Annotated in this window: 15 protein-coding genes; 7 read left to right on the forward strand and 8 right to left on the reverse strand. The window is 68.9% G+C overall.

Annotated elements, in window-relative coordinates; all coding sequences use genetic code 11:
- Positions 1-26 precede the first annotated feature (26 nt).
- Complete coding sequence (locus OG817_RS35860; protein WP_406049314.1) at positions 27-794, reverse strand: SDR family NAD(P)-dependent oxidoreductase; 768 nt, start codon at positions 792-794, stop codon at positions 27-29.
- 80 nt (positions 795-874) lie between these two features.
- Between OG817_RS35860 and OG817_RS35865 the strand changes: the two genes are divergently transcribed.
- On the forward strand, positions 875-1414 hold the full coding sequence (locus OG817_RS35865) for a GNAT family N-acetyltransferase (RefSeq protein WP_360437009.1): 540 nt from the start codon (positions 875-877) through the stop codon (positions 1412-1414).
- An 18-nt stretch (positions 1415-1432) separates the two neighbouring features.
- Here OG817_RS35865 and OG817_RS35870 read toward each other — a convergent pair whose 3' ends face one another.
- Genes OG817_RS35870 through OG817_RS35900 form a run of 7 tightly spaced genes read right to left on the reverse strand, consistent with a single transcriptional unit; the run spans position 1433 to position 8571 of the window.
- The gene (locus tag OG817_RS35870; protein ID WP_406049317.1) at positions 1433-1822 is read right to left on the reverse strand and encodes a VOC family protein; all 390 of its coding nucleotides are present in this window, start codon (positions 1820-1822) and stop codon (positions 1433-1435) included.
- A gap of 16 nt (positions 1823-1838) precedes the next feature.
- On the reverse strand, positions 1839-2654 hold the full coding sequence (locus tag OG817_RS35875) for a bifunctional allantoicase/(S)-ureidoglycine aminohydrolase (protein WP_396390818.1): 816 nt from the start codon (positions 2652-2654) through the stop codon (positions 1839-1841).
- Positions 2651-3994 carry an allantoinase AllB gene (gene allB / locus OG817_RS35880; RefSeq protein ID WP_406049318.1) on the reverse strand — a complete coding sequence of 448 codons (1344 nt, stop codon included), beginning with the start codon at positions 3992-3994 and terminating at the stop codon, positions 2651-2653. The genes OG817_RS35875 and allB overlap by 4 nt, the downstream gene beginning before the upstream one ends.
- Positions 3995-4016: 22 nt before the next feature.
- The gene (locus OG817_RS35885) at positions 4017-5075 is read right to left on the reverse strand and encodes a glycerate kinase (protein ID WP_406049320.1); all 1059 of its coding nucleotides are present in this window, start codon (positions 5073-5075) and stop codon (positions 4017-4019) included.
- Positions 5075-6841: a glyoxylate carboligase gene (gene gcl / locus OG817_RS35890; protein WP_406057584.1), complete on the reverse strand. Its 1767-nt coding sequence runs from the start codon at positions 6839-6841 to the stop codon at positions 5075-5077. The genes OG817_RS35885 and gcl overlap by 1 nt, the downstream gene beginning before the upstream one ends.
- Before the next feature lie 8 nt (positions 6842-6849).
- A complete protein-coding gene (locus OG817_RS35895) occupies positions 6850-7734 on the reverse strand; it encodes a 2-hydroxy-3-oxopropionate reductase (protein WP_406049321.1) in 885 nt (294 codons plus the stop codon).
- A gap of 12 nt (positions 7735-7746) precedes the next feature.
- Positions 7747-8571 carry a hydroxypyruvate isomerase family protein gene (locus OG817_RS35900; protein ID WP_406049323.1) on the reverse strand — a complete coding sequence of 275 codons (825 nt, stop codon included), beginning with the start codon at positions 8569-8571 and terminating at the stop codon, positions 7747-7749.
- 157 nt (positions 8572-8728) lie between these two features.
- Here OG817_RS35900 and OG817_RS35905 point away from each other — a divergent pair, with 157 nt between their 5' ends.
- The 6 genes from OG817_RS35905 (at position 8729) to guaD (ending at position 18226) form a co-directional block, all read left to right on the forward strand.
- Entirely contained in the window at positions 8729-10261 is a 1533-nt protein-coding gene (locus OG817_RS35905) for a PucR family transcriptional regulator (protein WP_406049325.1), read from the forward strand.
- A gap of 139 nt (positions 10262-10400) precedes the next feature.
- Positions 10401-12314, forward strand: coding sequence for a 2-oxo-4-hydroxy-4-carboxy-5-ureidoimidazoline decarboxylase (uraD, locus tag OG817_RS35910; RefSeq protein WP_406049326.1), 1914 nt, complete (start codon positions 10401-10403; stop codon positions 12312-12314).
- The gene (locus OG817_RS35915) at positions 12311-13759 is read left to right on the forward strand and encodes a xanthine dehydrogenase small subunit (RefSeq protein ID WP_406049328.1); all 1449 of its coding nucleotides are present in this window, start codon (positions 12311-12313) and stop codon (positions 13757-13759) included. Before uraD ends, OG817_RS35915 begins: the two co-directional genes overlap by 4 nt.
- Positions 13756-16104, forward strand: coding sequence for a xanthine dehydrogenase molybdopterin binding subunit (xdhB, locus tag OG817_RS35920; protein ID WP_406049329.1), 2349 nt, complete (start codon positions 13756-13758; stop codon positions 16102-16104). Before OG817_RS35915 ends, xdhB begins: the two co-directional genes overlap by 4 nt.
- 5 nt (positions 16105-16109) lie before the next feature.
- Entirely contained in the window at positions 16110-16946 is an 837-nt protein-coding gene (gene xdhC, locus OG817_RS35925; RefSeq protein ID WP_406057586.1) for a xanthine dehydrogenase accessory protein XdhC, read from the forward strand.
- The gene (gene guaD / locus OG817_RS35930) at positions 16943-18226 is read left to right on the forward strand and encodes a guanine deaminase (RefSeq protein ID WP_406049330.1); all 1284 of its coding nucleotides are present in this window, start codon (positions 16943-16945) and stop codon (positions 18224-18226) included. The genes xdhC and guaD overlap by 4 nt, the downstream gene beginning before the upstream one ends.
- Positions 18227-18231 lie beyond the last annotated feature (5 nt).

An 18231-nucleotide genomic window follows, 5' to 3' on the forward strand; every position in this document is an offset into this window, starting at 1 on the left:
CGCTGGAGCCCCACTCTAGAGCTTGCCTATGGCATCAACTGGCCGCCGTTGACCTCGATGATCTGGCCGGTGACGTACGACGCCATCCGCTCGGAGGCGAGGAACAGGATGGTGCCGACGCACTCGTGCGGGGTACCGCTGCGGCCCATCGGGATGGTGCCGATCATCGCGTTCATCTGCTCGTCGCCGGTGTGGCGGTCGTGGAACGGGGTCTTGATCACGCCGGGCGAGATCGCGTTGACGCGGATGCCGTCCGGTGCGACCTCCTTGGCCAGGCCGCGGGTGAAGGTGCTGACCGCGCCCTTGCTGGTCGCGTAGACGACCGACCCGCCGCCACCGCCGTTCCGGCCGGCGATCGAGGTGACGTTGATGATCGACCCGCCGCCCTGCGCGCGGAACACCGGCACGATCTTGCGGCTGACGGAGAACACCGACGTCAGGTTCACGTCCAGGATCCGGTGGAACTCCTCGTCCGGTACGTCGGTCACCGGGGTCCGCTTGACCAGGTCGCCGGCGTTGTTCACGAGTACGTCGATCCGCCCGTGCTTCGCCAGCACGTCGTCGATCAGCCTCCCGGCCGACGCCGGATCCGCGAGGTCCGCCTGGTGCAAGGACGCCGTACCGCCGGCCGTCTGCACCGCGCCGAGCGTGTGCCTGGCTCCCTCCTCGTTCTGGTGGTAGTGCAACGCGACCGCGGCCCCGGTCTCCGCGAACCCCACCGCCGCCGCGGCCCCGATCCCGCTGCTGGCCCCGGTCACCACCACAACCTGATCCCTGAAATCCAGATATCCCATGCGCCCATCCTCCCCCGATCGCGCCGGGGAACGCGCCGTGGGCCGGTTCCAAGCGGCGCGGCCGAGGGTAGATTTTTTGGATGGGATATGCGCTGGGGCGGTTGGATCTTCGGCGGTGGCGGACGGGGGATGCGCTGCGGCTGACAGCGGCGCATCGCGATCCCGAGATGGCGAACCAGAACGGGATCGTGGACCGGGCGTCCGCTGTGGACTGGATCGGGCGCGTGGCAGACCTCGACAACGGGCATGTGTACGCCGTCGCCGACGCGGACGACCACCCGATCGGGTGTGTGGCGGTGACGAACATCGACCGGCATCAGGTCGGCTGGACGTGGTACTGGACCCTCGCCGAAGTCCGTGGCCAGGGCGTCGCGCGGGACTCGCTCCGCGCCCTCGCCAACTGGGCCCACCGGGAGGCCGGTCTCTACCGACTGGAGCTCGGTCACCGCACCAACAACGCGGCCTCGTGCGCGGTCGCCGCCGGCGCCGGTTTCCTCTACGAAGGCCTCGAACGCCAGCGCCACGCGTACGACGGCACCCGGTACGACGTCGAACGCCACGCCCGCCTCGCCACCGACCCGCTCAACCCACCCCAACGCCCAGTCACCGTCACCATCTGAGCCGTCACGTGTGAGCCGTCAGCCCGCCGGCGGCTGCAGAACGCAGAACTCGTTCCCGTCCGGATCGGCGAGAAGGTGCCAGGTCCAGCCGTACTCGACGATGGGCTCCTCGGTCACCTGCGTCGCCCCCAGCTCACGCACGCGATTCACCTCGGCGGCCAGGTCCGGCGTCCGCAGGTCCAGGTGCAGACGGTTCTTGCCAACCTTCCGATCGTCCGTACGCTGCAGCAGAACTTCACAGCCACGTCCGTCGCCAGGAATCAGACTCAGGTACGTCGCCGACGAGCCGCCCGCGCGGTCGTAGCCCAGGACCTGACTCCAGAACTCGGCGGAACGATCCAGGTCGGACACGTCGACCACGATCGCCAGCTCGCCGTGGGAGTACCGCTGCACCTCGCGATCAACCATGCAGCGACCCTACTGATCAGAGCGTGAGCTTCGGGTGGCGGTTGACGTCTTTGTAGAGGAGGTAGCGGAAGCGGCCAGGGCCGCCGGCGTAGCAGGCTTGCGGGCAGAAGGCTCGGAGCCACATGAAGTCGCCCGCCTGCACCTCGACCCAGTCCTTGTTGAGGAGGTAGACGGCCTTGCCCTCCAGCACATAGAGGCCGTGCTCCATGACGTGGGTCTCCGGGAACGGGATCACGCCGCCGGGCTCGAAGCTGACGATGTTGACGTGCATGTCGTGCCGCACATCGTCCGGATCCACGAACCGCTGCGTCTTCCACCGCCCCTCGGTGTCCGGCATCGCCACACCCTCGACGTCCACCTCGTTCGTCACGAACGCCGGCGGTACGTCGATCCCCTCGATCCGCTCGTACGCCTTCCGCACCAGGTGGAACCGCGTGACCCGATCGCTCACGTTCCGCACGGTCCAGTCGACGCCCGGCGGCACGAACGCATACCCACCCGGCCCGAGCTCGTGCTTCTCGCCGTCCAGGGTCACCGTCACGCTGCCCTCGACCACGAACAGCACCGCCTCGGCGGCCGGATCCGTCTCCGGCCGGTCGCTCCCGCCACCGGGAGCGACCTCGACGATGTACTGCGAGAACGTCTCCGCGAACCCGGACAACGGCCGCGCGAGCACCCACAACCGGGTGTCCTCCCAGAACGGCAGCCGACTGGTGACGATGTCCCGCATCGTGCCGCGCGGGAGTACGGCGTACGCCTCGGTGAAGACGGCGCGGTCGGTGGTGAGGTCGCTCTGCGCAGGCAGACCGCCCGTCGGGGAGTAGTAGCTCATCCTCGTTCTCCTCGGTTCAGCAGCCGCCCGCGGGGGCCGGCCTCGATGTCGACGGGAACGCCGCGGAGCCAGGTACGGCGGACCACGCCGGTGAGCGGGCGATCGGCGTACGGCGTGATGGCGTTCTTGTGCTGCAAGGCGTTCGGGTCGACGACGAAGGTCTCGTCGGGCGTGAGGACGCAGAGGTCGGCGTCGTACCCGACCTCGATCCGGCCCTTGGTCCTCAGCCCGACCTGCGCGGCCGGCGCCTGGCTCATCCAGCGGGTGACGTCGGCCAGGGTGAAGCCGCGCTTGCGCGCCTCGGTCCACACCGCCGGCAGCCCGAGCTGGAGCGAGGCGATGCCACCCCAGGCGGTGCCGAAGTCGCCGGTGTCGAGGTGCTTGAGCTCGATCGTCGAGGGCGAGTGGTCGGACACGACCAGGTCGATCACGCCGTCGCGCAGGCCGTCCCAGAGGCGTTCACGGTTCTCGGCCTCGCGGATCGGCGGGCAGCATTTGTACTGCGTCGCGCCGTCGGGGATCTCCTCGGCGGTGAAGGTCAGATAGTGCGGACAGGTCTCGGCCGTGATCCGTACGCCGTCACTGCGAGCCGCAGCGAGTAGCGGGAGGACGTCGGACGAGGAAACGTGCAGGATGTGCACCCGGCAATCTGTGGCGCGGGCGAGTTCGATGACGTTGGCGACGGCTTCGGTTTCTGCCACGCGGGGGCGTGAGTGCAGGAAGTCGAGGTAGGTCGCGCCGTGCGGCGGTGGGGCATCGTCGATCCGGTGGGCGTCCTCGGCGTGGACGATCAGCAGGCCGTCGAAGGCGCTGATCTCTCGCATCGCCGCCTGGAGTTGCGCGTGATCCAGCGGCGGGAACTCGTCGACGCCCGAGTGCAGCAGGAAGCACTTGAACCCGAAGACTCCGGCGTCGTGCAGCGGACGCAGGTCGGGGACGTTGCCCGGGATCGCGCCGCCCCAGAAGCCGACATCGACGTACGCCTGGTTCTGGGCGGTCTTCCGCTTCACCTCGAGCGCCGGTACGTCGCACGTCGGCGGGATGCTGTTCAGCGGCATGTCGATGATCGTGGTGACGCCGCCGGCCGCGGCGGCCCGGGTCGCGGAGGTGAAGCCCTCCCAGTCGGTGCGACCCGGATCATTGACGTGGACGTGGGCGTCGACCAGGCCAGACAGCAGCACCTCGTCGTCGGCCAGGTGCACCTGCTCGGTGGCCGCGAGGTCGGCGTCGTACGGCGCGACGGCGGTGATCCGCCCGTCCCGGACGCCGACGGCACACGCCCGCTCGCCCGCGGCACCCACGACCCGGCGAGCCCTGATCACGAGGTCCAACGCTGTCATGCATCGCCCCTCTCACTTGCTGTCATCGTAGGTGGTCCGCCGCGATCCGCTCCCCGAGTCGCTGCAGCAACGGAACCGGTTCCGCGATACACCGCCGTACGTCGGGCTGCAGGTCTGTCAGGGCGTACGCCGCGACTACGCCGGCTGATCGCAGTCGCTCAGGGTCCAGCTTGTTGCTGCCACAGACCGCCACCACCGGGATGCCCGCGGCGGCCGCCGCGACTCCGGCGACTGCCTTGCCGTGCAAGGTCTGCTCGTCGAGCGCACCTTCTCCGGTGATCACGAGGTCGGCATCCTGGAGCTGCTCGTGGAAGCCGACGAGCTCGAGTACCAGCTCGATCCCTGGTCGCAACTCCGCCCCGAGGAGGGCCAGAGCTGCGAAACCCAGTCCGCCGGCCGCGCCGGCTCCCGGGGCATCACGGAGGTCCTGCCCGGTCTCCCGAGCCACCAGATCGGCCCAGCGCGCCAGGGCGGCGTCAAGCTCCTTCACCTGCTCGGGGTTGGCGCCTTTCTGCGGGCCGTAGACGGCGGCAGCACCAGTTGCCCCGGTCAACGGGTTGTCCACGTCGCACGCCACCACGACCTCGATGCCATCCATACGCTCCCGAAGGGCACGCAGGTCGAGCGCAGCTGTGCCACCCAATGCAGTGACGATCCCGGCTCCACCATCGGTTGATGCGCTACCGCCGATGCCCAGGATCACGCGGGTGCAGCCGTCGTCGATGGCGGCGGCCATCAGCTCGCCGGTTCCGCGTGAGGTTGCGGTCATCGGGGCGGGCACGCCACCTGGCAACCGGACCAGGCCCGAGACGTCGGCCAGCTCGACGACGGCCACGTCGCCGCGGCGGGCGAAGCCGGTTTCGACCGGTTCGCCGGTGGGGCCGGAGGCGGTGACCGGGACCAGGTGGAAGCCAGCCGCGACGGCGGCGGCCAAGGTGCCGTCGCCGCCGTCAGCCACTGGAACGGAGACCACAGTCAGGTCCGGGTGAAGCCGGCGGAGGCCGGTGCCGACTGCGGCGGCGACCTCCGCACTGGTAAGACTCCCCTTGAATTTGTCCGAAGCAACTATTGCCCGAGGCATCAGTCGAGTAGGGCGAGGGCAGTCGGCGCGTCGTCGGGGCTCTCGGCCAGGTCTTCGAACTCGACGATGTTGTCGATCTCCAGACCCATGGACACGTTCGTCACGCGCTCGAGGATGACCTCGACCACGATCGGAACCTGGTGCTCGACCATCAGCTTCTTGGCCTGTTCCAGCGCCGGCAGGATCCCGTCCGGCTCGAACACCCGCAGCGCCTTGCAGCCGAGTCCTTCGGCGACCTTCACGTGGTCGACGCCGTACCCGTTGAGCTCAGGGCTGTTGATGTTCTCGAACGACAGTTGCACGCAGAAGTCCATGTCGAACCCACGCTGCGCCTGCCGGATCAGCCCCAGGTAGGAGTTGTTCACGACCACGTGGATGTAGGGGATGTTGAACTGCGCCCCGACCGCCAGCTCCTCGATCAGGAACTGGAAGTCGTAGTCGCCCGACAGTGCCACGACCGTGCTGTCCGGATCCGCGACCGCAACCCCCAGCGTCGCCGGCACAGTCCATCCGAGCGGTCCGGCCTGACCGGCGTTGATCCAGTGCCGCGGCCGATACACATGCAGCATCTGAGCAGCCTGGATCTGCGATAATCCGATGGTCGACACGTAGCGAGTGTCGGGACCGAACGCGCGGTTCATCTCCTCGTACACCCGCTGCGGCTTGACCGGCACGTTGTCGAAATGCGTCTTGCGCTCCAACGCCGTCTTCCGGGCAGAGCACTCGTCGGCCCACGCGGACCGGTCCGCCAGCTTGCCCTCGGCGGCCCACTCGCGCGCCACCTCAACGAACACCTCCAGCGCGGCGCGAGCGTCGGACACGACGCCGTAGTCCGGTGCGAACACCCGTCCGATCTGGGTCGGCTCGATGTCGACATGAATGAACTTCCGCCGGCCCTTGTACACATCGAGGCCGCCGGTGTGCCGGTTCGCCCACCGGTTGCCGATGCCGAGCACCAGATCCGAGGTCAGGAAGGTCGCGTTGCCGTACCGATGCGACGTCTGCAGCCCCACCATCCCCGCCATCAGCGGGTGGTCGTCCGGCAGCACACCCCAACCCATCAACGTGGGTACGACGGGAATCCCGGTCCGCTCGGCGAACTCGATCAGCAGGTCCTCGCCGCCCGCGTTGATGATCCCGCCGCCGGCGACGATCAGCGGGTGCTCAGAGGTGGCCAGCATCTCCAGCACCTTCTCTGCCTGCGCCCGGGTCGCGGCCGGGCGCGGCACCGGCAGTGGCTCGTAGGTGTCGATGTCGAAGTCGATCTCGGTCAGCTGGACGTCGATCGGCAGATCGATCAGCACCGGTCCGGGACGGCCCTCGCGCATCAGCTGGAACGCCTTCTGGAACGTCCCCGGCACCTGCGCGGCCTCCATCACCGTGACGGCCCATTTGGCGACCGGCTTGGCGATCGAGGCGATGTCGACCGCCTGGAAGTCCTCCTTGTGCAGTTTCGCGACCGGCGCCTGGCCGGTGATGCACAGGATCGGGATCGAGTCGGCCGAGGCGGAGTACAGGCCGGTGATCATGTCGGTGCCGGCGGGACCCGACGTACCGATGCAGACTCCGATGTTGCCTGCGCGAGCCCGGGTGTAGCCCTCGGCCATGTGCGAGGCAGCCTCGACATGGCGGGCCAGCACGTGCTTGATGCCGCCGTGCTTCTTCATCGCGCTGTAGAAGGGGTTGATCGCGGCCCCGGGCAGACCGAACGCCTGCGTCGAGCCCTCCTTCTCCAGGATCAGGACCGCGGCGTCGACCGAGCGCATGCGGGCCATCAGTCCGTCGCCTTCCCGGACAGGCGCTCGACTCCACGGAGCAGAGCGGAGTGGTCGAGACCGCCGTCGCCGTTCGCCTTGGCGGACGCGACCAGCTGGGCGACGAGCGCACCCAGCGGTACGACGACTCCCGCCTCGCGAGCGGCGGCGGTGACGATGCCCATGTCCTTGTGGTGCAGGTCGATCCGGAAGCCGGGCTGGAAGGAGCGGGACAGCATGTTCTCCTTCTTCTGGTTCAGTACCGCGGATCCGGCCAGGCCGCCGCCGAGGACTTCGAGAGCTGCCTTGGTGTCGACGCCGTACGCCTCCAGGAAGATCACGGCCTCGGACACCGCTTGGATGTTGGCGGCGACGATCAGCTGGTTCGCGGCCTTGACCGTCTGGCCCGAGCCGCTCGGCCCGACGTGGACGACCGTCTTGCCGACGACGTCGAACAGCGGCTTGGCGATCGCGAAGTCGTCGGCCTCGCCGCCGACCATGATCGACAGCGCGGCGTTCTTCGCGCCGGCCTCGCCACCGGAGACCGGGGCGTCGAGCATCCGGAAGCCCAGCGCCCGCGCCTGCTCGGCGAGCTGCTGCGTGACGTCCGGCCGGATGCTGGAGAAGTCGATGATCAGCGTGCCGGTCTCGGCCAGCTGGAAGACGCCGTCCTCCCCCTCGAGCACCTGCTGCACGTCGGGCGAGTCCGGGACCATCACCGCGACCACGTCAGCGTTCTTGACCGCGTCGGTCAGCGAGGTCGCGGCACGACCACCGGCCGCGACGAGTTCCTTGGCGCGCTCCGGGCTGCGGTCGAAACCGGCGACCGTGTGGCCGGCGTTGGCCAGGTGCACGGCCATCGGGTTGCCCATGATGCCTAGGCCGATGAAGGCGATGTTCGTCATGTCTGTCTTCTCCTATGCAGTGGCCGGCCGGCGCTCGCGCGGCAGCCAGCCGAAGCTCTCGTCGGTGGTGGTGGACGGCTTGTACTCGAGGCCGACCCACCCGGCGTACCCCTGGTTCTCGAGGTCGGCGAGCTGCCGGTCGAGCGGCAGCGATCCGGTGCCGGGTTCGTTGCGGCCGGGCGCGTCGGCGATCTGGACGTGCGCGATCCGGTCCGCGTGGCCGGCGATCACGCGATCGACGTCGTCGCCGTTGACCGCGAGGTGGTAGAGATCCGCGAGCAGTCCGACGTTCGGTACGTCGTACGCCGCCTGGACGCGATCGATCACGGCCAACGCGTCGGCCGCGGTGCGCAGCGGGTACCGGTCGGCGCCACTGACCGGCTCGATCAGTACGGTGCCACCGATCCGGGCGGCCGCGCGGGCGGCCAGACCGAGGTTCTCGACGGCGAGCTCGTCCTGCTCGGCAGCGGTCTGGTCGTCGACGCGGTTGCCGTACAGGGCGTTGAAAGCCGGGCAGCCGAGCCGCTCACCGATGCCGATGGTGGCGTCGATGTTGTCGCGGAACTCGCCCGACCGCTTCGGCCAGGAGACCAGGCCGCGATCGCCGCCGGGCATGTCGCCGGCGAAGAAGTTGAGGCCGGCCAGCTGGACGCCGGCGTCCTCGATCGCGGCGACGAAGGCGTCCGCGTCGGTGTCCGACGGCACCGCCTCGGCGAACGGCCACCAGAACTCGACCGCGCCGAAGCCCGCCCGCCGGGCGGCCGCCGGTCGCTCCAGCAACGGCAGTTCGGTGAACAGGATCGAGCAGTTCACCGCGTAGCGCAGTGCGTGACTCATGGCGTCCCTTCCTCTTGACTTCCGTATCGTGGAAGTTTGTTTCTGTTCTGCGAAATGACCATAGGATGCCGGGAAAGGACGCGTCAAGGTTTGAGTGGCCGGTCCGCCGTTGTACGTTCCTGTCAGGACCGGGCGATCGGGCCAGAGGAGGTGCGCCGTGCTGGTGTCCGAACTGCTCGACGCGCCGGAGCTGGGCCTGCGCCTGCTGCACGCGCCCGACGGCACGCTCGATCGCCCGATCGGGCGGCTCGTCACGACCGACCTGCTGGAGCCCGGCCGGTACCTCAACGGCGGCGAACTGGTGCTGACCGGGCTGGTCTGGCGCCGTACCGAGGCCGACAGCGAGACCTTCGTGGCGTCGGCGGCCGGTCGCGGCGCGGCCACGATCCTGGCCGGCCGCGCGCTGCTCGACCGCGTTCCCGACGACCTGCTCGATGCTTGCCGTCGGCATCAGATTGCGCTCGTCGAAGTACCGGTCGAGGTCGCGTTCGCGGACGTGACGGAGTACGTCGCGGCCGCGGGTGCAGCCGAGACCGGAGCGCGGCTGTCCGCCAGCCTGGTCCGGCAGCGACAGTTGCTGTCCTCGATCGCCGCCGGCCGGAGTCTCGACGAACTGGCTGCCCGTATCTCTGCGGAGATCGGGCATGCCTGCAGAGTCATCACGTCAACCGGGCGGCAGGTCGTGCCTGGTCCTGGTGAACTGGACGACGCGACGCTGGACGCGGTGACCCGGCAGTTTCTGATCGCGGATCGGATGCCGGCAGTCGCGGCCGTCGGCAACGCGTCGTACAGCCTGTTCCCGATCGGGTCGGGGCTCGACAACCGGCTGACGGCCTGGGTGCTGCTGATCGAAGGCGACCATCAGGAGTGGCCGCGCGATCACGTCGAAGCCGTGCAGGAGTTGTGTGCTGTCGCCGCGCTTGACCGCGCCCGGCGGGACGAGGGCCGGCTTGCCCTTCGGCCGCTGGTGTCGGACGCCTTGGCGCTGGTCGAGTCCGGCGGTCCGCTCGCCGAGGTCGCGATTCGCCTGCGGCAGGCCGGTGCGCAGTCGGATCGGCCGATGGTGGTTGCGGTCGCCGAACTCCGCGACGAACCGCGCAACGACATCGCGTTCAGTGTTTTCGAAGACGTGGCGTTGACCGTCGGTCCGGCCGTGGTCGCAGCCGGCCGGGACGATCTGCTGGTCGGCTTCCTGCCGTCGTCGCCCGGGCTGCCCGAGCAGCTGCGCCGATCCTTCGCCCGGCTCTCACCTGGGCTCGGGCGCGGGAGACTGTCCGTCGGGGTCAGCGGTGAGACGGGTGTCGACGCCTTGGCCGGTGCCCTGGAGGAAGCACGATTCGCCCAACGTGCAGCGCAGGCGGGCAGGACTCCGGTGTCGGTGGTGACGTCGGACGAGGTCGCGTCGCATGTGTTGCTGCTCGCAACATTGCCCGACGACGTACGCCGTACTTACACCCACCGGGTTCTCGGGCCGGTGCTCGAGCACGACCGTCGTACGAACGCCGAACTGCTTGCCACGCTGCGGGAATTCCTCGCCTGTTCGTGTTCCTGGGCGCGTACGGCGGAGTCGATGCACCTGCACGTCAACACGGTTCGCTACCGGATCGAACGCGTAGAGCAACTGACCGGACGCGATCTGTCCCAGTTGGAGGACCGTGTCGACGTGTTCCTCGCGCTGAAATCGCTGTGAACGCGGCGGTTTGGGTGATCACACAGATTCACGTGGTCTGAACCCCGCATCTTCGGAGGTTCACCGGGTGCAATCGGACGCGGCATGCGCTCAGGCTTTCGAGCAGGCCAGAACCGCCGTAGCCGAGGAGCGTGTCCCGATGAAGACAGTCCCGCGACCGAGCCGCCATCCCGTTGACGAGGTGCTGCCTGCCGGCAAGCTCGCCGTGTACGGCGCTCAGCACGTGCTCGCCTTCTACGCCGGCGCAGTGATCGTACCCATCCTCCTGGCCAACTCGATCGGCCTCAGCACCCAGCAGCTGATCCACCTGATCAACGCCGACCTGTTCACCTGCGGCATCGCCTCGATCATCCAGTCGGTCGGATTCTGGAAGGTCGGAGTCCGGCTGCCGCTGCTGCAGGGCGTGACGTTCACGGCGGTGTCGCCGATGATCGCGATCGGCCTGGCCGCCGGCGGCGGGACCGACGGCCTGCTGGTCATCTACGGCGCGGTGCTCGTCGCCGGTCTCGCGACCTTCTTCATCGCGCCCTTCTTCAGCCGCCTGATCCGGTTCTTCCCACCGGTCGTGACGGGTTCGGTGATCACGATCATCGGCCTGGCGCTGCTGCCGGTGGCGGCCGGGGACGCGGTCGGCGGCGCGGGGCCGACGGCCGATCCGACCAGCGGCAAGAACCTGGCCTACGCACTCGGGACACTCGGACTGATCGTGCTGATCCAGCGGGTCTTCAAGGGGTTCATGGCCACGGTCGCCGTCCTGGCCGGCCTCGTGGTCGGGACTCTGGTCGCGTGGGCCTTCGGCGACGCACACTTCAGCGCGGTCAGCGACGCGGCCTGGGTCGGGGTCACCCAGCCGTTCTACTTCGGCTGGCCGAAGTTCTCGATCGCGGCGATCATCTCGATGGTCGTGGTCATGCTGATCACCGCGGTGGAGACGACTGGTGATGTCTTCGCGACCGGTGAGATCGTCGAGAAGCGGATCGGCAAGGACGACATCGCCCGCGCGCTGCGGGCCGACGGCCTGGCCACCACGATCGGCGGCGTCTTCAACTCCTTCCCCTACACCTGCTTCGCCGAGAACGTCGGCCTGGTCCGGCTGACCCGGATCCGCAGCCGCTGGGTGGTCGCGGCGGCCGGTGGGATCATGATTCTGCTCGGGCTGCTGCCGAAGGCCGGTGCGATCGTGGCCGGCATCCCGCATCCTGTGCTGGGTGGCGCGGCGCTGGCGATGTTCGCCACCGTGGCCGTGGTCGGCTTCCAGACCCTGGCCAAGGTCGACTTCCACGACCACCGCAACGTGGTCATCGTGGCGACCAGCGTCGGCCTGGCCATGTACGTCACCGCGCAGCCCCAGGTCGCCCAGGCGGTGCCGGGCTGGGCCGAGATCATCTTCGGCAGCGGCATCACCCTCGGCAGCCTGACCGCGATCGGCCTGAACATCCTCTTCCACCACGTCGGCAAGGACTACGGTCCCGCGGTCGCCGGACAGCCGGGTGACACGATCCGGCTGGACCAGGTCAACAGGATGCGCCGCGACGAGTTCGTGGAGACCTTCGCCGGTCTGTTCCAGGGCCCGCGCTGGGCGGTCGAGCGGGCCTGGGACATGCGCCCCTTCGCCGACACCCACGCACTGCGCCGTTCCTTCCAGGAGGCCCTGTTCTCCGGATCGCACGAGGAGCAGCGGCAACTGATCGAGGCCTACCCGCAGCTCGGCTCGCAGTTCGTCGCGGACGGTCTCAGCGGCGAGGCGTCGCTGCGGGACCAGTCGGACAAGGGCCTGACCTTCCTGGCCGATCCGGAGCGTGACGAACTGGCCACGATCACCGAGGCATACCGCGAGCGGTTCGGCTTCCCGCTGGTCATCTCGGTCCGGGACGCGGACTCCTTCCACCGGATCATCGAGCAGGGCCGGGACCGGCTGGACAACTGCGAGAACCAGGAGCACGCCGCCGCGCTGCTCGAGATCGCGAAGATCGCCGGGTACCGGTTCGACGACTTCCTCTCCGACGCCAATCCGATCCATAGTGCAAGGACACGCTGGAGCAGCAACAGATGACGACGACAACGCAGGCGCTGCGCGCGCCTTCGATCAAGGTCAACGGGGCGGACACCGCGATCGGCGACGTCCCGGTCCACACCACTGCACTGGACTGGCTGCGCGACCGTGGCCTCACCGGCGCCAAGGAAGGCTGTGCGGAAGGCGAGTGCGGGGCGTGCTCCGTGCTCGTCGCCCGGCCCGGGACGGATGCGCCGACCGATTGGACCGCGGTGAACGCGTGCCTGCTGCCGATCGCGTCCCTGGACGGCCAGGAGGTCATCACCTCCGAGGGTCTGGGATCGCCCGAGACCCTGCACCCGGTACAGCGCGAACTCGCCGTACGCGGTGGGTCACAGTGCGGCTACTGCACTCCGGGTTTCGTCTGCAGCATGGCCGCCGAGTTCTACCGTTCCACCCGTACGACGTCCAACGGGCACTGCGATCACGAGCACGGTCCGAACGGGTTCGATCTGCACTCGCTGAGCGGGAACCTGTGCCGGTGCACCGGTTACCGCCCGATCCGGGACGCGGCGTACGCGCTGGGTGATCCGTCGGCGGACGACGCGCTCGCCGCCCGGCGGTACGCTCCACCGCCCGCGCCGGCGACGACCCGGATGGAACAGGGCGATGCGGAGTTCGTCCGTCCGGCCGGGCTGGACGACGTACTCCGACTACTGGCCGAACGGCCCGATGCGCGGATCGTTGCCGGATCGACCGATCTCGGGGTCGAGGTGAACCTGCGCGGGCTACGCGACCCGCTCGTCGTCGCGATCGACCGGCTGGCGGAGTTGCGGGAGTTCGAGTTCGGGCGCGACGAGATCCGGATCGGGGCGGCGCTGACGTTGAGCGAGATCGAGCGGATGCTGGCCGGCCGGGTGCCCTTGCTGGCCGAGATGTTCCCGCAGTTCGCGTCGCGGCTGATTCGGAACGGCGCGACGATCGGAGGCAACCTGGGGACCGGCTCGCCGATCGGTGACACCCCGCCGGCCTTGCTCGCGCTCGACGCGTCGCTCGTGCTGGCGTCTCACCGCGGTGAGCGCGTCGTCCCGTTGGCGGACTACTTCACCGGCTACCGGCAGACGCTGAAGGCGCCGGACGAGCTGATCAAGACCGTGGTCGTTCCGCTGCCGCTCGCACCGCTGACTGCCTTCCACAAGATCGCCAAGCGACGCTTCGACGACATCTCGAGCGTTGCCGTCGGGTACGCCGTCGACGTGGCGGACGGTGTCGTCCGCGAGGCCCGGATCGGGCTGGGCGGGGTCGCCGCCACGCCACTGCGCGCCCGGGCGACCGAGGCGGCGCTGATCGGCAAGCCGTGGACCGAGCACACCGTGCGCGAGGCCGCCACGGTCATGGCCGCCGAAGGTACTCCGATGGACGATCACCGCGCGAGCTCGTCGTACCGCTCGGCGATGCTCGGCCAGTCGTTGCTTCGCTTCCACGCCGAGGAGGTGCTCGCATGAGTTCGCTGTCCGAGCGGCCGCCGGTGGCAGTCGTCGGCGTACCGATGCCGCACGAGAGTGCCGCGTTGCACGTCACCGGCCACGCCCTCTACACGGACGACCTGGTCCAACGGACGCGCGACGTACTGCATGCGTATCCGGTGCAGTCGCCACACACCCACGCTCGCGTCACGACGCTCCGCGTGAAGCCGGCGTACGACGTACCTGGCGTGGTGCGGGTGCTGACAGCGGAGGACGTACCGGGGGTGAACGACGCCGGCGTGAAGCATGACGAGCCGTTGTTCCCGTCCGAGGTGATGTTCCAAGGGCACGCGATCTGCTGGGTGCTCGCGGAGACGCTGGAGGCGGCGCGGCTGGGGGCTGCCGCGGTGGAGGTCGAGTACGAGCCACTCGAATCGCTGGTGACGGTTCGAGAAGCGATCGCGGCCGGGAGCTTCCAGGGCACCGGGCGTCATCTGGAGCGTGGTGACGCCGAAGGTGCACTGGCCGACGCGGCGCATGTGTTCGAGGGTGAGTTCGAGTTCGCCGGGCAGGAGCACTTCTACCTGGAGACCCACGCGGCGCTGGCCCACGTCGACGAAGGCGGGCAGATCTTCGTCCAGAGCAGTACGCAGCACCCGTCGGAGACCCAGGAGATCGTGGCCCACGTACTCGGCCTGGCCAGCCACGCGGTGACTGTGCAGTGCCTGCGGATGGGCGGAGGCTTCGGCGGCAAGGAGATGCAGCCGCACGGGTTCGCCGCGATCGCGGCACTCGGCTCGACGCTGACCGGGCGGCCGGTGCGGCTGCGGCTCAACCGGACGCAGGACGTGACGATGTCGGGTAAGCGCCACGGCTTCCACAGCAGGTGGAAGGCCGGCTTCGACGACGACGGGCACCTGGTCGCGCTGGACGCGACTCTCACCTCTGACGGTGGCTGGAGCCTCGACCTCTCCGAGCCGGTGCTCGCGCGGGCGATGTGCCACATCGACAACGCCTACTGGATCCCCAACGTGCGGGTCGACGGTCAGATCGCCAAGACGAACAAGACATCGCAGACGGCGTTCCGGGGCTTCGGTGGACCGCAGGGAATGCTGGTTGTCGAGGACATCCTCGGCCGGTGCGCACCACTTCTCGGGTACGACGCGATGGAGTTGCGGCACCGCAATCTCTACAAGCTGGGCGACAGTACGCCGTACGGTCAGCCGGTCCGGCACGCGGATCGCCTGGAGGCTTGCTGGAGCCGGGTGTCCGCGGGCGGTGACGTGGTCGGCCGGAAGGCGGAGATCGAGCAGTTCAACGCGACGCATCCGCACAAGAAGCGGGCGCTGGCGATGACTCCGGTGAAGTTCGGGATCTCCTTCAACCTCACCGCGTTCAACCAGGCCGGCGCGTTGGTACACGTCTACAAGGACGGCTCGGTGCTGATCAACCACGGCGGCACCGAGATGGGCCAGGGCCTGCACACCAAGATGCTGCAGGTCGCCGCGACGACGCTCGGCGTACCGCTCGCGCGCGTCCGGCTGGCGCCGACCCGCACGGACAAGGTGCCCAACACCTCCGCCACCGCGGCCAGCTCTGGCGCCGACCTGAACGGCGCCGCGATCAAGAACGCGTGCGAGCAGATCCGCGAGCGCCTCGAGCAGGTCGCGGGCGGTCGGCTCGGCATCAGCCCGCACGACGTGCGGATCAGCGACGGCGTCGTCCGCGGGCTGTCCGAGGGCGAGGATCTGCGCTGGGAGGACGTCGTCAAAGCGGCGTACCACCAGCGGGTCCAGTTGTGGGCGGCCGGCTTCTACCGGACCGAGGGCCTGCACTGGGACGCCAACGCCATGCGCGGCGAGCCGTTCAAGTACTTCGCGTACGGCGTCGCCGCCGCGGAAGTCGAGGTGGACGGGTTCAGCGGTGCGTACACGCTCCGCCGGGTCGACATCGTGCACGACGTCGGCGACAGCCTCAGCCCACTGATCGACCTGGGTCAGATCGAGGGCGGGTTCGTGCAGGGCGCCGGCTGGCTCACGCTCGAGGACCTGCGCTGGGACGAGAGCAACGGCCCGAACCGTGGCCGGCTCGCCACGCAGGCGGCCAGCACGTACAAGCTGCCGAGCTTCTCGGAGATGCCTGAGGTGTTCAACGTCCGGCTGCTCGAGAAGGCACATGAGGACGGCGCGGTGTACGGCGCGAAGGCGGTCGGTGAGCCGCCGCTGATGCTCGCTTTCTCGGTCCGGGAGGCGCTGCGGCAGGCCGCGGCGGCGTTCGGCCCGGCCGGGACAAGCGTGGATCTGGCGTCGCCGGCGACGCCAGAGGCGGTGTACTGGGCGCTCGACCGGGCTCGGTCGAGCGTGCTCACGGCGAGTGGGGTGTGAGCGAGATGGAGTGGGTGAAGGCGGTTCAGCACCTGCGCTCGCAGCGTCGTGCGGGCGTCCTGGTGACTGTGATGTCGGTGCGCGGGCACGCGCCGCGAGAGGCCGGCGCCAAGATGGTGGTTGCCTCGGACAACGTCTGGGCGACTGTTGGCGGCGGCAACCTGGAGGCGGTCGCGATCGAGCGGTCGCGGGCCTTGCTCGCCGAAGGCACGACTGCGCCGGAGGTGCTCGACGTGGCCTTGTCGGACAAAGCGCCGTACCAGCATGGGGTGCAGTGCTGTGGGGGTGAGGTGAAGTTGTTGCTCGAACCGTTGCCGGTGGTTCCGTCCGTGGCGATCTTCGGAGTGGGGCACGTGGGGCTCGAACTCGCGCGGATCCTCGCCCGGCACGACATCGAACTGCATCTCATCGACTCGAGGCCGGATCAGCTTGAGGCCGAACGGCTGCAGGTGCTCGACGATGCGGTAGCCAACGTCCACGTGCATCAGGTGCCGGTGTTGCCGGAGCTCGTGGTGGCTGAGCTGCCGCCGGGGACACATGCGCTGGTGATGACGCACGACCACGCGGAGGACGCAGCGTTGTGTGACGCCGCGCTGCGGAACGAGCACCTTGCGACGATCGGGCTGATCGGATCGACGGCGAAATGGGCCCGCTTCCGCCGCAAGCTCGCCGAGGACGGCAACCCGGCCGAAGCGATCGACCGGATCGTCACCCCGATCGGTCTGCCGGACCTCCCAGGCAAGGAACCGGCCACCATTGCGGTCAGCGTGGCGGCCTGGCTGCTCCAACTGTTCGTTGCCGAGCGCAACCCGGCGCCGGTTCACCGTGAGGCGAAGGCATGACCATCTTCCGAGGCACGTTCCTCGACACCCCGGACAACCCGTTCACCGGTGGCGACCTGCGGGTCGACACCGACGCCGGCGTCCTGGTCACGGACGGAACGATCGTTGCCCGCGGCACCTTCGCGGACGTACGCCGGGCGCACCCGGCCGAGCCGGTCGTCGACCTGACCGGCGGCCTGGTGCTGCCGGGGTTCGTGGACACGCATGTGCACTTCCCGCAGATTCGTGCGGTCGGCGGGCTGGGGTTGCCGTTGCTCGAATGGCTGGACAAGTACGCGTTGCCGGAGGAGGCGCGGATGGCTGACGCGTCCTACGCGGCCGGGGTTGCGTCCGAGTTCGTCCGCGGTCTGGCTGCGGCGGGAACGACGAGTGCGCTGGTGTTCGGGGCGCATTACGCCGATGCCGTGGACGTGTTGTTCAGCGCGGCGTCCGAGGTGGGGTTGCGGGTGACGAGTGGGTTGGTGGTGAGCGATCGGCTGCTGCGGCCGGAGCTGCATACGACACCTGATCGGGCGTACCGCGAGTCGCTGGCTCTGGCCGAGCGGTGGCATGGAGTCGGGCGGAATCGGTACGCCGTGACGCCGCGGTTCTCGTTGTCGTGCACGGACGAGCTGCTTGCGGTGTGTCACGACGTACTCGAAGAGGTGCCGGGCGCGCTGTTCACGTCGCACCTGAACGAGAACGAGGCCGAGATCGCGGCAGTGTCCGAGCTGTTCGGTGGGTGCGACTACGTGACGACGTACGACCGGCACGGGTTGGTCGATCGGCGCAGTGTGCTTGCTCACAACGTGCATCCGACGGACGTGGAGCTCAAGCTGCTCGCCAACGCTGGTGCTTCGGTGGCGCATTGTCCGACCAGCAATGCTGCGCTGGGGAGTGGATTGTTCCCGCTGACTCGGCATCTCCAGTACGGGGTCCGGGTTGCGCTGGGGTCGGATGTCGGCGCTGGTACCGGCTTCTCGCTGCTGAAGGAGGGGTTGCAGGCGTACTTCGCTCAGCAGCTCCAGGCCGAGGACGGTCATCCGCTGTCGGCGGCGCACCTTCTGCACCTGGTCACCACGGCCGGCGCGGATGCCCTCGGGCTCAGCTCCGAAATCGGCGATCTGTCCGTCGGCAAGCGCTTCGACGCGCAGCTGCTACGGCCGGCCGAAGGTTCACCGTTGGCGGTCAGCATCGCCCACGCCGACGACCCCGAGGAAGCCTTGGCCCGGACCTTCACCCTTGGCACCCCCGCCGACATCCGAGCCGTCTGGATCAACGGCGACCTCCTCCACACCTGACCGCC

This window comes from Kribbella sp. NBC_00889 (assembly GCF_045207705.1).
GTDB lineage: Bacteria > Actinomycetota > Actinomycetes > Propionibacteriales > Kribbellaceae > Kribbella.